The sequence below is a fragment of the Paraburkholderia sp. J8-2 genome (genome assembly GCF_905220195.1).
GTDB lineage: Bacteria > Pseudomonadota > Gammaproteobacteria > Burkholderiales > Burkholderiaceae > Paraburkholderia.
The window spans coordinates 71659-85743 of sequence record NZ_CAJMZA010000011.1; the positions used below are offsets into that span (position 1 = coordinate 71659).

General features: G+C 60.0%; 11 protein-coding genes and 1 pseudogene. 3 read left to right on the plus strand and 9 right to left on the minus strand.

The window, feature by feature from the left end:
* Positions 1–27: 27 nt before the first annotated feature.
* Entirely contained in the window at positions 28–1473 is a 1446-nt protein-coding gene (locus U5A52_RS23315) for an acetate kinase (RefSeq protein ID WP_321936423.1), read from the minus strand.
* Between the two features lie 240 nt (positions 1474–1713).
* Here U5A52_RS23315 and U5A52_RS23320 point away from each other — a divergent pair.
* Together U5A52_RS23320 and U5A52_RS23325 are read left to right on the plus strand one after the other, a co-directional pair.
* Positions 1714–2058 (plus strand): annotated as a pseudogene (locus U5A52_RS23320) (citrate/2-methylcitrate synthase); the annotation flags it as partial.
* 218 nt (positions 2059–2276) lie between these two features.
* Complete coding sequence (locus U5A52_RS23325; protein ID WP_321936424.1) at positions 2277–2741, plus strand: hypothetical protein; 465 nt, start codon at positions 2277–2279, stop codon at positions 2739–2741.
* 308 nt (positions 2742–3049) lie between these two features.
* Here the strand turns inward: U5A52_RS23325 and U5A52_RS23330 are convergent, their stop codons facing one another.
* The 8 genes from U5A52_RS23330 to U5A52_RS23365 form a co-directional block, all read right to left on the minus strand.
* Positions 3050–3739: a hypothetical protein gene (locus U5A52_RS23330; RefSeq protein WP_321936425.1), complete on the minus strand. Its 690-nt coding sequence runs from the start codon at positions 3737–3739 to the stop codon at positions 3050–3052.
* Positions 3740–3964: 225 nt separating this feature from the next.
* Positions 3965–4768 (minus strand): hypothetical protein, encoded by an 804-nt coding sequence (locus tag U5A52_RS23335; RefSeq protein ID WP_321936426.1) that lies wholly within the window; start codon positions 4766–4768, stop codon positions 3965–3967.
* A 54-nt stretch (positions 4769–4822) separates the two neighbouring features.
* Positions 4823–5278 (minus strand): hypothetical protein, encoded by a 456-nt coding sequence (locus U5A52_RS23340; protein WP_321936427.1) that lies wholly within the window; start codon positions 5276–5278, stop codon positions 4823–4825.
* 55 nt (positions 5279–5333) lie between these two features.
* Positions 5334–6380 (minus strand): integrase domain-containing protein, encoded by a 1047-nt coding sequence (locus U5A52_RS23345; protein ID WP_321936428.1) that lies wholly within the window; start codon positions 6378–6380, stop codon positions 5334–5336.
* Between the two features lie 1895 nt (positions 6381–8275).
* Positions 8276–8701: a hypothetical protein gene (locus tag U5A52_RS23350; RefSeq protein ID WP_321936429.1), complete on the minus strand. Its 426-nt coding sequence runs from the start codon at positions 8699–8701 to the stop codon at positions 8276–8278.
* Positions 8702–8852: 151 nt separating this feature from the next.
* The gene (locus U5A52_RS23355) at positions 8853–9245 is read right to left on the minus strand and encodes a hypothetical protein (RefSeq protein ID WP_321936430.1); all 393 of its coding nucleotides are present in this window, start codon (positions 9243–9245) and stop codon (positions 8853–8855) included.
* A 521-nt stretch (positions 9246–9766) separates the two neighbouring features.
* Positions 9767–10603 carry a glycosyltransferase gene (locus U5A52_RS23360; protein WP_321936493.1) on the minus strand — a complete coding sequence of 279 codons (837 nt, stop codon included), beginning with the start codon at positions 10601–10603 and terminating at the stop codon, positions 9767–9769.
* Entirely contained in the window at positions 10603–11874 is a 1272-nt protein-coding gene (locus U5A52_RS23365; protein WP_321936431.1) for an oligosaccharide flippase family protein, read from the minus strand. Before U5A52_RS23365 ends, U5A52_RS23360 begins: the two co-directional genes overlap by 1 nt.
* A 248-nt stretch (positions 11875–12122) precedes the next feature.
* Here U5A52_RS23365 and U5A52_RS23370 point away from each other — a divergent pair, with 248 nt between their 5' ends.
* Positions 12123–13517: a phosphomannomutase/phosphoglucomutase gene (locus tag U5A52_RS23370; protein WP_321936432.1), complete on the plus strand. Its 1395-nt coding sequence runs from the start codon at positions 12123–12125 to the stop codon at positions 13515–13517.
* Positions 13518–14085 lie beyond the last annotated feature (568 nt).

Genomic DNA, 14085 nt, shown 5'->3' on the forward strand with positions numbered 1-14085 from the left:
GTCGCGGCCACGCAAGTCTCGGCGTGGTCAGAAGGACATCGGCACCCGCAACGTGAGCGTCAAGTCCGGGGTGTCGCGCGTGAGGCCGGCGCCGATCGAGAAGTTGAGCGTGGTCGTCGGCGACAGGCGGTACGAGTAGCCGATCAGCAGCGTGGCTAGGACGACGCGCACTGAGCCGGGCACGGTTTGGCCATTCTGCGAGGTCGGCAATACGATGCTCTGATCGTAGCCGATACTGACCGACGCCTTCTCGTTCAACGAGAGGCCCATGCCGATATTGAATCCCCAGATATCGCCCGGCTGAATCTTGCCAAGCGCTTCCGTCACGCCGTTCAGCAGCGTGAGACTTTCGTCCTTCCCGAAGCTGTGCAGATAGCTGAAGTTGCCGAAGAACACGACCGGGTCCGTCGGGAACAGCCACGTGAGGCCTGGCTGGATCGCGAGGAAACCTGAGCCGGTCGGTTGCTGCAGCGGCAGGCCCGTGTTGGCGGTCGTACTTGCAACACACGACACCACGCAATCGGTCACGACGTCGAACGGGCTCTTGCCCGTCGCTGTCTTGAAGCGCAGCCAGCCAACATAGTAGAACTTGTCCGGACCGCCTTGATTAAACTGATAGCGCAGCGTCATTTCGACGTCGCCGATGTCGTGGCCGCTACTGCTGATTGTGGTGTTTGCGGCCGTGCCAGCGAAGGGCTCGCGTGCGACAACATCGTTCCACTGGTACACGTACGGGACGCGGACTTCGAACTCCATCCGGTTTGTAATCCCATAGCGGAATGCGACGCCGCCGGTCAGCGTTGTCGTCTTGACCTCGTTCACGTTAATGAGCCCGATCAGAAGCGCCGGAATGATCGTGTAGCCAACGAGCGAGATCTGGTTTTCCGACGCGTAGCCGAACTGGAAGTACGGCTCGACGACGAACGTATGGCGTGGCGTGAGTACACCGGGCTGGTCGAAGATCGGCGCGACGGCGGGTGGGCGGGTGTCCGCGACGGGGGCCTGGCCGACCGGCGTGGATGGCGTACCTTGCTGGGCCGAGTTGCTGGCATTGGCGCCTGCGTTCTGGTCTGCTTGAGTGGCGCCGCCGGATTGCGCGTTCGCGGGTGCGCCGGCTTGCGCAGCCTGATCGGCCTGAACTGCCTGAACGGCGGCAGTCGCGCCACCGGTTGCCGCGGCTCCCACTGGCATGCCGTTGACGTCTGTGCCGCCTGTGGCGCGCCTCGTGTCAAGCTGGCTAGCATTCAGTCTACGGCTGAGTTGCTGAAAGTTTGCCTCTTCGTCCGCGAGTTTGCGCTTGAGCGCTTCGAGTTCCTTGAGGCGCTGATCGACTTCGGTGCGTAGTGCTTTTATGTTCGCCTGGTCAGCCTCTGCGGCCTGTGTTTCAAGCGACTGCCCGTGCGTTTCGACGCTGAATGCCAGCAGCGCCGCGTAACTGATAGCGCGTATGTGTCGAAATCGCATGCACTTCATGGGTTTCTCCATGTCAGGCTTGCAGTTCTACTTCTATGAACTTCGACAAAAGACCGACGTCGACGACCCGTCACCCTATGTCGCAATGCAGCGCGTTCGATGAGCGCTTGACATTGCGCGCGGATGCATCGGCAAATACCCTGGATGCTATCAGCACCAGGTTGCGGTCGTGCTATTCATTGCTATGACAGATCCATACAGACTAGTGCAGGAGCGATTCAATTTCCAGCATCAGCGTTAGTGTCTGCGATTCGCGCGATTGCGAAGCCACCTTCACTAGTCGCCATGGTGTCCAGGTACCGCTTCGGCCAGTTGCTCTTGTATGCGCGCACGAGTTCTCGTATGGCGCGAACTTCATGCTCATGATGTTTTCGAACCCATGCGAAGAATACAACTTCAATGATGTGCTTGTCCGTGCGCTTGACCGCATCCAAAATCCCGCACGCCGAATACGAACAGAACGCGTCAAATTCGACGATGCGCTTGACCTGTCGGTCGGGTGCGCATCCGCTCCTGCTTGTCGCGGCTAACATGTCTCTGAGCGGCTTCGCGCGTTGCGATGCGAACGAGGCTGCACTGAACGTTGCGACTCCATGAGATAGCCGGGGCCGCTATCTATCGCTCATGCATTGGGCATCGCGATTGGCGCCACGCTCGCTCATGGTCTTCCGGATTGAATCTTCCAGGCATCCTGAGGATGTTCTACTGCGCAGACTTGACTTTGCGATATTCGGGAAATACTGGGTTGGCGAATGTCCTCAGTAAAGAGGCGATCGCTAACCTCGTTAATCTGGAGAGTTGAGATGAAGTTTGACGAAGCGCTTCGAGGCGAGCATGGCCAGGATCTCGTTTGTACCGATTGCGGATGCAGTCAAGAGAGACCCATGCACGCACGACACGGAGATCAATGGCCCCCCAAACACACGAATGTCGACTCCCCAGATGCGGAAGAGATCAAGGAGGTAGCGGTTGGTGTCGATTGCCGCCGTTGGGCGATCGGATGCATTGATCAACGGGACAGCTGGATCGCTTCATATGTCCGTACAAGACTCAGAACGATGGCGGTCGACGCCGCCTTCCCAATCTCCCGCCATACCACCGAAGTCGCAGCGCGCGTGTTGCAGGATCGTTTTCTCTCGGATACCGATGCCGTCCTGAAACGAATCCTTGATCTCGCTGCTCTGCGGTATCTGCGTGACGGTTCAAGTACCGTTACGTTGGAGGACGTCACTGTTGCCTTGCGCTCTGTTGAGTTTCCGCAGCGATGACCCACTCGCCGTCCGGCGAGCGGTGCAGGCGAGAAACGTTGGCCGGTCTCCCATGGGGGGGCGTTGCGGTCGGATCCCGGATCGGCGCACAGCGCAACACGCGTGAACTCGCTGTGGAACTGATCTTCCCCCTATGAAGTCCGCACTGTAAAGCTGGTGTAGTGGTAAGGCGGCAGATGAACCTTGTCATGAATCCAGAGCGGGGAACTCCGCCGAAACACAGCGGGTAGCGTTTACCGGAAGCGCGTTCTTCAACGCCGTCCTACTTTCTGGTACCAGGCCCGACAGCGGAGTCCCCGTTGAAATGCTCAATGCGGTCGCGTTATTTCATGAGTGCGCCGGGCCTCCTGTACCAGCGATACGATTTCCGCATCAAGCTCCGCGCTCATGACCCGGGAGAGCGCAGTCGCAACGCCTGCGCGCACTGCTGCGTTGCCTGCGTCGCAAAATATATAGAGAACGCAACCCTGCACGAAGTGGTGACCCTCAAACGGATGCACCATGCCAGGACCGAAGTATTCGTGAAAATATTCATTGATTCGTTGGGTCAGCAGAATGTCGACTGGCAGGTGCTGGAATGTTCCATCGCGGCGACTACTTAGCATCAGGGGATCTTCAGCAAGGGCATTGAGCAAGAACTCGAGCTGCAGTGCGTCGCAGTTCCCATCATCAATTTCGTCTGGGGCGAGGGGCCGCAGCAACTTCAAAGCCAAGCTTCCCCATGAGGCCGACCGGTGCCAGACCACGGCACTCTTCAGCTTCGCGTGTTGACGCATGTATACGGACGACATGCGCAGGGATTTGGCCTTGGTCGCCCATTCGTACATATGCGTTTCGAAGCTAATGCGCCTGGCCACGCGCGCGAGTGTGCTGTTCAGAGCGATGGCATCGGTGAGGAGCGGTGGTAGAGGCTCGCAGCGAAGACCGAGAGCGCGAGCGATAGCTTCTACAAGGGCCTTGCGGTCAATCTCAGACGTCATTTGTCGGAACTTGTTCATTGCGATATCCCTATATTTCAACGAAACGATGTGGGAACCAGCTTATCCAATTGCACCGGCGCCGTTTCGGCGCTGCAGTGTCAATACGGGATGCGCAGCCAGTGCTCTCATGCACGCTCGAGTGGCGTAGTTACGGAGCTCTCGTGGGCCTCAAAACAACTGGCTGCGCGGCTCAACGGGCCTTGAGTGCGAAGTGCACCGTTGATCCGTCTTCATGGATGACCTTTAGTCGAGTGCCGGCGTCCTCGCGCGCTTGCGGTTTGTCGTTGGAGCGAACTCCGCACGCCATTCCTCTTGCGAAATGCACGGTAGTCCGAGTGCCTCAGCGACGCGTTTGAACGCACCCGCCGTGTCGAGAAGCTCGCGCTGCGCGATCACTTTGTGAGCGAGACCGTGCATGATTTTCTCGGGCGCACCATTGAGTCGCGCCGCGGTCAGTTCGGTTTCGAAATCGACCGCGCGGTTCAAGACAGCGGCGATCGGCATCTTGAATTGCTGAGCCTTCGCAAAAGATGTCGATACCGGAAGCGTCGCCTCGGGCACTAGCGTGATCTCAGTCTCACGCGCATATTCGGCGACGATGGGGTAGACGTCCTCGAAGGCGGCGTTCGCTGGCACGTCGGTAAAGAGGATCCGGATGCAGGACGGAGCCACACCCGCCGCACCTATTTCCGCGAGCGTTTCTACGGCAGCCTGCTGTGATGCGGTGTCCGCAGACGTTGAGACAATGATCGTTTTCAGTTCGGTAAGAACAGCGCGCCTTGCCTGGATGAATGCGATCATCGCTTTCCGGTCTTCAGGTGACACGTCGATAATTCCCCCGCGCCGGGAAGTCATCAAGGTGCAGTAATGGTCCTGAAGCGCATCCTCTCTGTCCGTCAGTTGAGCGCTGCCTGCATGCTCGCTGGACCCACCGAGCAGACTCGGGTTCATGAGCAATCCTCCCGTCTGTGCGTGAAGAATTTGTGCTGCCAAGGTTTGCGCGGCACCGTTCGAGCTTTGAAAGTGAGCCACAATCAGATGAGTCATTTTTGTTCCTTCGATGGTTGTAGGTGGAGTTGTGAAAAGCGTTAAGAACGGTCTTTACATGAGTGCGTTGTCGGGGCGAGCCGCATCCTGCGCGCATACTTCGCGCTTAGCCCGGCGTCTGCGACTGCGGGCGAGTTGTGAGGATTCGAGCGGCTGGTAGGTTCGCAAGCGAAACGCGTCCCACTGGCGGTTCTCGACGGGACGACGAATGCGTGGGATCACGACGGTGCGCAGCACCTTGCCGCTATAGCCTGCGTTTAGGCACACGAGGAGCACAGCGCTCAGCGCGACTAGCGCGTCATCGACATGGCAGTCCCGGTAGTCGAGATAGCTCGCGTACGCACGTAGCGTGTCCTCTGGAATTTCGAGGATGGAAGCGGGCATCCTGCTGTGCGATTGCAGGAAGTCTTCAAACTGCCGCCACAGTGGTAGCAGCGTTCTGATGGGGTTGTCGCTGCTGTATCGGTTAAGCGCGAGGCGCGCTTGCGCGGTGAGTGGTGTTTCCAGCATTTGTCTTTCTCCTTCGTAGCGTCTAGATGTGGTGATGGTTTATTTGTACTGCGAATCAATGTGGTTCGCGTCTGGGTTTGCCTCCATGGTTTGTTTGAAATCGGCGTCCGCGTGCCGACCTTCGCCGCCGGAGGGCTGCGCCGTTACCCGCGAATCGATTGTCGGGGCCGGTCCTTTCGGACACTGAGGGGCTCTTCGTTTGTTTGCGGGGAACGAAGTCGCTCGGCAACTGGATTTTTTCGGGGAACCGATGGCGGATCTGCCAGCAGTAGACCTCGAGGATCATCTTCACCCGCGATGGTCCGTGGCCAAGCCGGTCCGAGAGTTGGGTCAGTACATCGACGGGCGGTACCCCGCGATCGAGCGCGGCGTTGGCGAAGTCGACTGCATAAGTGAATCTCAGGCTGTGGCTCGCGAGCTGCCCACGCATTGGCAGTTGCTCAAAGCGCGACTTCAAGCGAGACTTGGCACTCTTTAGATCGTCATTGCAGCCGGTCACCAGTTCAAAGTCGCGATCGCGGCAGAACGCCAGCGCCGCGTTGATTGCGTCGAGCGTTTCGCCGACGTGATCCGCAAGTACTTCGGTTCGACGCGGGCGACCGTTCTTGGCGCCGCGCTCAATGGGCAAGCGCCGGTCTCCCTGCAAGATCAGATCTCGCCACATTTCCAGTGACTTGCCGCACATGAGCGCCTCGCGCATGCGTAGTCCAAGCCAGCGCATCAGGCGAATCACGTGTACAACGCCGTTATCGAACGCCTGGGCCGCGGCGAGCAGGTCGCTAAATTCCTGCGGCGTACGCGCGCGATGCCTGCCATGCCGGTCTCGACGCTCGAGCTGGAGTTCTTGGCTGCGGGTTGAACGGGACACATCCTGTCCGGCCGTACCTTGAATCACTGAGAGCGACGCTCGATAGTTCGCGAGCGTGCCAGGCTTCATCGCCCCGGCGACGAGGAACCAGACAAAGAATTCGAGCATCCAGTCTTCCGCCTGGTCTACCGCTTCCAGTGTGTGGCCGATGCGCGCCGCGAAACGCGAGAACTCGCTCCAGTGCAAGCGACGATGCTTCTGTGAGTCCTTGCTTCCACCTGCTTCGCGGCTCATCTGTGCGGCGTTGTTGACGCCTCTTGATCTTCGTCCCATAGGGCTCCTTTCCCGTGTTGGCTTTTCCGCCTGTATCTGAGCCTCATGCGCGGGCGGGACGCGCATGAGGGCACCCTGTTGCCACCGGTTACGGTGGCGACGTGTCCGCAAAGGACACGTGATTGAGCTGAGCCAACGAGGGTGCGTCGTTGACCTGCTGTGATTCGGAAGTGCAAAAAGATGGGCAGAGGCGGTTTAGCTGAGGGTCCCCGGATGGCACCGGTGGAAAGGTCTGCGCGCTTGGAAGTGAGAGCCCGGGGCGGGATGAAGATCGCGCGCCGCGTCGCGGCGCAATCGATGTTCAACCGCATTCGTGTGCATGCAGCACGTGGGCGATGACGGCTCGCGTGAGAGCGAGCACGATGTGGGCGGAATTCGGACGAGAAACGTCGCACCGAAATCGCGCTTGAGGGCGTGTGAAAGGATTGATGTGCGCCAGAGCGGCGCGTCGCAGACCGAAACGATCGACGGGCTCGTGTGGCTCGAGCAATTCAAAGACGCAAAGGAAGCCTACAGTTATCCGAAATCGGACGATCGAGGCATGCTGATGACTCCGGTCATACCGGGACCCAGCTCATTCCTTTAGATATGCCGTGCAAAACCGGGCTGTGCCACGGCTAGGTGGCGAGTCACTCGGGACGGTCGCTGCATCAGAGGATGCATATGATCGCGCGCATATTGGCATTTCGCCTCAGCCCTGAGTCGTCCAGACGGACAGGGGGGGCGGTGCGCCGAATGCACTTCATGGATACGCGCTCATTGCGAACGCAAGCAGGGAGACCACGCGCAGATGAAGCCGCGTGCGTTTTCATGGTGGCGTGCAGCGAACTGCAGCCAAGAAGACGTCTCCGCCGGACGGACTACTAGCGCCGTGCCGGAGGCGTTCTCAAAAAGGCTCATCCAGCGCTACAAGGGAACTCGACCGAAGTCGTCGCTGTCGCAGTGTGGTTAACCAATGGGCATGGATACCACGCCGAATCAATGCGTCACAGACGCGGTGAAGCAATTATCGCTACGCAGACTACGAGAGTCGGCCTGGGCGTTTTAAAAAATCTTCCAGCAGTGCAAGGCAGTTCGACCGAAGTCGTTACTGTTGCAACGTACGAGTCAAGCAATGGGCATGGATACCATGCCGGATCGATGCGTCAGAGACGCGCTGAAGCGATTATCGCTAGACAGGCTACGAGAGCCGGCCTGGGCGGTCTAAAAAAATCTTCCAGCAGTGCAAGGGAGTTCGACCGAAGTCGTTACTGTTGCAACGTGCGAGTCAAGCAATGGGCATGGAGACCATGCCGAACCGATGCGTCAGAGACGCGGTGAAGCAATTATCGCTACGCAGACTACGAGAGTCGGCCTGGGCGTTTTAAAAAACTCCTGCAGCAGTGCAAGGGAGTTCGACCGAAGTCGTTACTGTTGCAACGTGCGAGTCAAGCAATGGGCATGGAGACCATACCGAACCGATGCGTCAGAGACGCGGTGAAGCAATTATCGCTACGCAGACTACGAGAGTCGGCCTGGGCGTTTTAAAAAACTCTTCAGGCAGTGCAAGGGAGCTCGACGGAAGTCGTTACTGTTGCAACGTCTGAGTCAAACAATCGGCACGGCTATCATGCCGATTCGATGCGTCAGAGACGCGGAAAGTGGAGCAACATTACCACAGCATTTTGCGATTGCAAATGGCGATCGCCCGATTTCTTTAGAGTTGTGAAAATGCGTCTGATTTCTTCACGCGAGACATCGAAAGATGCCTAAAAACATGCGTCTTTCGTTTGATCACCCCAATCAGCAGCGGCGGGTAGACATTGCACTGTCTTTGGCGATCGCGGTTGAACTCGGGGTGGCGTCGTATCCGTTCTCTACCACTGTAGGGTGGAAGCCGGCATGGCCACATAGAGAAGGGCTTCCACGAGAAGCGTCAGCGTGAACCAAAAAAGCGCAACCGACCAAAGCCGTTGAAAGATGCGCCACTTGACTGCGATCCCGTAGCATGTCGCGCCAATGCCGCACAGCAAGCCAACAAGAAGGACTGGCTGCGATTGCGTGGTCATTGAGACGTCGAAAGCCGACAACACCAAGGCAGCGCCTCCAAAACCTGTCGGGATTCCGAGCAGACGCAGAATATGTCCGCATCTGGTCTTGCTGGAATTGTCCTGATGCGCGTCCATGTATTGAGGAACGACTCTCTCGAGTTCTCGCTGGGATTGCTCGGGAGCCTGCGGTGACCACTCAGCTTCGTGCCGCTCACCGCCTGAGGTCATGGTCTCACGTCGCTGGATGCTCACGATGTGCTCTCCCCGTTTGTTTTGATCGAGCTAGTGACCATTCCTCGAAACGAGGATCAGACCGTTAGCCCTGCGTATTGTTTATATGTTCGTGCGTCCCGGCTGAGTCTGGCTTGCACGTTGCCGTTGCTGTCTGGCTCGGTAGCGCTGCTCACACAAGCTCGTGACGCTCAGCGGTCGTTAATGTGATTGGGTCAGGCCCGAGCGCAGGCGATGAGCGCACCTGCAGGTCCATGGCGACTTGCGGGTCATAAAGTGCGGATCGGCTCGAACGAGTGACAACGGGTGCTTGTTTACGCACGAACGGGTCTACGCCTTTCATTGTCAGGACCCCATGAATCTCAACAAGGTTCTCACCTAGCACCAATACCCATCCAGCGTCGAGGATGTTGGCCGCGCCATCCGGCGTCCAACTTCGCACATCGTGCCGCTCCGACTGCGGTGCGCCCTGGTTCTGACGCGCTATGCCGAGTCGTTCGGCCATGAGCGTCAAGCGCAGCCCCCTTTCCCGCATCAGTGTCTTGATCAGAACCAGAAGTGGCATGTCATTCATTCCGGGGCGTCCGGGATGTGTGTAAGGTGTTGTTTAAAACAATTTGGTTGATATAGCAACGTGTGTGCTTCATTGACAACCATCCTGGATCCAACTTATGACGTGATATACCGCACCGCACACGCGCTTGCTTATTGGCGTTTCCCCTGCTTGATTGGACATCTACGTACGACACATCATTCGTGGACGTCGAAAAAGACATGTCGTCCAATTTTGTTCTCGTAGTCGAATGATATACATATCAACTAAGAGGGCGAAGGCGAATAGGTTGACTGGAGCAAGTTGGCTGTTTGCCCGGAGTGCCGACACGCGGGCCCTTCATTGCGCATCTCGCGACAAAGCGGGATCAGCCGCGAATGAGTTCACGTCTCTGTTGGCTTAACTTGCCGTGGTTGGCGTGGTTCTCGCACGTACTTATTCGGTCCGGCGGCGGGGAGCACGCCGGAACGAAAAAGCCCAATAGACCGTGCCGGGAACACGACGGGCAGCGGAGGAAAGAACGGTTTGCGTTGCTAAGCACCGCGCGTGAAGAGCGCCCGCTTCATTTTGTGCAGAGTTCGATACGGCGTCACGAAGTGCAGCAGGCTCTTCGCAACGCCCGCCCAGTCGCGCCAATTCAGCACGTTCAGATAGCGCAACTGCAGGCGCAGTGTGGAGACGATCTGCCGGCGCCGCTTGGTCGCGCTAATGCCGCCTTCGTTCAGTTCGTAGTAGAGCCCGAGTTCCGGCAGATTCGCGCACTCATAGCGCTCCATCAGTCGCAGAAACAGGTCGAGGTCCTCAGCGGCCGGATATTGCACACGATAGTTGCCAACAGCAAGCACAGCATCAACGCGAAGCATCACCGAAGGGTGCACGAGCGGCGAGCGCAACAGGCGCGTACGGCGCAGGGCGCGCGCGTCGGCGCTCGGGCGCAGCATGAAAAGCGGCTCGCCCGCGCGATTGACCACTTGGGTCCACGTGCCGAGCGCCGCGAGCGTCGGTTCGGCTTGCATGCGCGCGCGCTGCTTTGCCAGGCGCTGGGGCGCGGCGAGATCGCCCGCGTCGATACGCGCCGCGTAGCGAAAACCGCGCGCCGCAAGTGCCTCGATGCCCGCCTGCAACGCGCGCTCGATGCCGCCGTTCTTCGCCATGCGCAAGATTTCCACGCGCATGCCAGGTACACCAGGCGCGACGATCGGCGGCGTGCTGCCATCGTCGACAACGAGCGCGTAGATCGTTGCGTCTTCCTTGAACGACGCAAGCGTGCGCGCAACGTCGTCCTGGCCGTTGTAAGCGGGCATAAGTACAGCGACGTCGGCGAGCGCACCTTCGCGTGCGTCGCTCGCTGGGAGCGCGGCGGAATTCATCATGAAACGAGCTTGAAGCGGATGTAATAGAGGTTCACGCAGGCAGCCGCGAGATAGCCGGCCGCGAGGCCGCACAGCGCGCCGTACGAGCCGAGTCGCGGGATCGCGACGATATTCACGGCGAACGCCACGGCGAGCGCGAGCAGCCATTTCGCGAGCAGCACGAACTTCGCCTGATATTTGAGCACGACGAGGTTGCCGATGGCTTCGAGCCCCGCCGGCACCGAAAGCCACACGGCCCAGCGGAAGATGCCGATCGCACCTTCGTAGTCAGGCCCGAACACGCGGCCGATAATGAAGCCCGCGAGCGCGTCGAGCACGAGCGCGCCCGCCACCATCAGCACCGCCGTCATCGCCAGGAGACGCACGAGGTTGCGCCGCAGCTGCGCGGTCTGCTGCACGCGGTACACGAAGGCCGGCGCGATGGTTTGCGAGAGCATGAGCGCGAGCGTGATCCAGTTCTCGTTGAGCTGCTGGGCGGCGGAGTAGCGGCCGAGATCGGCGAACGAGATCGTGCGCTCGAGCATCAAACGGTCGAGCTTCAAGAACAGGTACATGCAGATGAGGCCAAGCCAGAACACCGTGCCCGCGCTCGCAAAATGCTTGAAGAGCGAGCGGTCCACGTGCCAGCCGAGCTTGCCGCCGTGGCGGCGCCGGAAGTAGAGCACGAGCGCAGCACCAATCGCCGCCGATTCGAGCGCCCAGAGCCAGCCGAACGTGGCGGGCGCGAACGTCGCGCGAGCGAGCAGGTACACGAGCAGCGCCTTGATCACGGCCGTCGTCATGCTCGCGAGCAATTGCGGCTTGCTATACGTCATGCTCTGCAGCCAGGCGTTGATCACACCCACGAACGGCTCGCGAAAGAGCATCGTCACCGCGAGGCCGGCGAGCATGGCGCCGACGAGCGGGTCGGTCAGGCCGAGCGCAGTCCCCGCCCACGTGACGAGGAGCGCCGCCGCTGACACACCGATGCGCAGCGCGAACGCGCTCCCGAGCACGGTGCCGAGTTGCTCCGGCGGCCGGTTGACGATGGTGGGCACGAGGATTTCGGCGCCGCAGACCCAGGTGATGGGCGCAAGCACGAGCAGGAGCGTGTTGGCGTACTGCCACTTGCCGAATACGTCAGGGCCGAAATAGCGCGCGAGCACGCCGCTGATGACAATGGCCACCGCGATCTGCGTGACGCGCTCGAGGCCGAGCCACACGATGTTTGCGAACGCGCGAGCGACGTCGGGGTTGCCAAATCGGCCAAAGCGCTTGAGGCTCAGCATCGCGCCTCGCCACGGCGGGAGGTGCTAAAAAAGGGGCAGGCACGCGGCATGCGCGATCTCTCCGCCTTTTTTGACGAATATTTTGGCGATAAAAGGAAACGGCGAAGCATTAAAATGGGTGCATACCACTGCCGAAAAACGGCAATTATAGTTTGTAACGGATCCCACTTTTCGTAACGCCGGAGGCTTACATCTGCCTATCCATGTTACGAATAGACCCGAATCCCCATCTGGACGTGAGCCCTAACATGATTTCGAAATCGATTTTCAAGGCATATGACATTCGCGGCGTGATCGGCAAGACGCTCGACACCGACACCGCGCGCGCCATCGGCCGCGCCTTCGGCAGCGAAGTGCGTGCGCAGGGCGGCGACGCCGTGGTGATCGCGCGTGACGGCCGGCTCTCGGGTCCCGATCTTTCGCGTGCGCTGGCCGACGGCCTGTGTGAAGCCGGCGTGGACGTGGTCGACGTCGGCATGGTGCCCACGCCCGTGGGCTACTTCGCCGCGAGCGTGCCACTCAAGCTGGTGGGCGGCGAGCGCAACGTCGACTCCTGCATCGTCGTGACGGGCAGCCACAATCCGCCCGACTACAACGGCTTCAAGATGGTCCTGCGCGGCAAGGCGATCTACGGCGACCAGATCCTCGCGCTTCACGATCGCATCGTCGCGAGCCGTTTCGACGCGGGCGAGGGCAGCTACACGAAGTACGACATCGCCGACGAATATGTGGCGCGCATTGTGAGCGACGTCAAGCTGGCGCGTCCGCTGAAGATCGTCGTCGATACCGGCAACGGCGTGGCAGGGGAGCTCGCACCGCGTCTGTTCAAGGCAATGGGCTGTGAGCTGGTCGAGCTGTTCACGCAAATCGACGGCAACTTCCCGAACCACCATCCGGACCCGGCGCACCCCGAGAATCTGCAGGACGTGATCCGCGCGCTCAAGGAAACGGATGCGGAAATCGGCTTCGCGTTCGACGGCGACGGCGACCGCCTGGGCGTCGTGACCAAGGACGGCCAGATCATCTACCCCGATCGCCAGCTCATGCTGTTCGCCGAGGAAGTGCTCTCGCGCAATCCGGGCAAGCAGATCATCTACGACGTGAAGTGCACGCGCAATCTCGCGAAGTGGGTGAAGGCCAAGGGCGGCGAGCCGCTCATGTGGAAAACGGGCCACTCGCTCGTAAAGGCGAAGCTGCGCGAGACTGGCGCGCCGCTCGCGGGTGAAATGAGCGGCCACGTGTTCTTCAAGGACCGCTGGTACGGTTTCGACGACGGCCTGTACACGGGCGCGCGTCTGCTCGAAATCCTCTCGCGCGTGGCCGATCCGAGCAAGCTGCTCAACGAGCTGCCGAACTCGCACGCCACGCCCGAGCTGCAACTGAAGCTCGAGGAAGGCGAGAACTTCGAGCTGATCGCGAAGCTGCAGAAGAACGCGAAGTTCACGGGCGCCGACGAGGTCATTACCATCGACGGCCTGCGTGTGGAATATCCGGACGGCTTTGGTCTCGCGCGCTCGTCGAACACCACGCCTGTGGTCGTGATGCGCTTCGAGGCCGACAACGATGCGGCGCTTGCGCGCATCCAGGCTGACTTCAAGCGCGTGATTCTCGCCGAGAAGCCGGACGCGAAGCTGCCGTTCTGACGAAGCCGGCCGCGCAGCCGCCGGCACGTACACAGCGAGCCCGCACACGATCGTTTCAACGGCCGTGTGCGGGCTCGCTAACGTTTACGTGCTCATTGATCCTGTCGCGCGGCAAGCTGTTCCTCCATACTTGGCGATACAAGCTATCGCGAGGCACGACCAGTACGAGATGCGCCGCCAGACCTAAGGGTGGGGCGTCGCGGTCTTCCGGCCCGAGCGTCGCGCATGTCAAGGAGGGCCGGGGGATGCCGCGTGTCGTCAAATTCGGAGTCGCTGGAATCGTTGCGATCGGCGATCGCGCTTCGATTGCCCGGGTCGAATGCAGCGGGCTCGGGCACCAGTGCTGCGTTTCCTCACTTCCGGCCGTTGCGCACTTCCTGCGCGTTGCCATAGTCTCGATCGGCGGGTTTCTGGCCGCGGCGCTCACTCCTGTGCTTTGCCGACGGCGGACTAACTGGCCGCTAACCCTTGCGGCTGTCGTCCGTAGCGTTGTTCTGTCTTGCGCTTTGCCCGCCCGATGGGCGTATCAGGCGGCATGATGAGGCACGACGACTCCGTCCATTGCGGT